General features: G+C 70.0%; 1 protein-coding gene. It reads left to right on the forward strand.

All coding sequences use genetic code 11. From position 1 onward, the window contains the following. Window positions 1–749: ATP-grasp domain-containing protein (locus KUM32_RS37200; protein WP_217146278.1), on the forward strand; the 749-nt coding region annotated here is incomplete at both ends.

The following is a 749-nucleotide window of genomic DNA, read 5'->3' on the forward strand; positions in this document are numbered from 1 at the left end:
CGCCCAGGCCGTGCTGGACGCGGGACTGACGTGGATCGGCCCGCCCCCGCAGGCCATCCGGGACCTGGGTGACAAGGTCGCGGCCCGCCACATCGCCCAACGCGCCGGCGCGCCCCTGGTCGCCGGTACTCCCGACCCGGTCTCCGGCGCGGAGGAGGTCGTGGCCTTCGCCCGCGAACACGGCCTGCCGATCGCGATCAAGGCGGCCTTCGGTGGCGGCGGACGCGGCTTGAAGGTCGCCCGCTCCCTGGACGAGGTCGCTGAGTTGTACGACTCGGCCGTGCGGGAGGCGGTGGCCGCCTTCGGGCGCGGTGAGTGCTTCGTGGAGCGGTACCTGGATCGCCCACGGCATGTGGAGACCCAGTGCCTGGCCGACCAGCACGGCAACGTGGTCGTGGTCTCCACCCGCGACTGCTCCCTCCAGCGCCGACACCAAAAGCTCGTCGAGGAAGCCCCCGCACCCTTCCTGAGCGAGGAGCAGAACGCGGAGTTGTACCGGGCGTCGAAGGCGATCTTGCGTGAGGCCGGGTACGTGGGCGCGGGCACGTGTGAGTTCCTGGTCGGTCAGGACGGCACGATCTCCTTCCTCGAGGTCAACACCCGCCTCCAGGTGGAGCACCCGGTGACCGAGGAGGTCACCGGCCTCGACCTGGTCCGCGAGATGTTCCGGATCGCCGATGGCGAGGAGTTGGGGTATGAGGATCCGCCGGTGCGGGGGCATTCCTTCGAGTTCCGTATCAATGGTGAGG

The organism is Streptomyces sp. AC627_RSS907 (assembly GCF_019049165.1).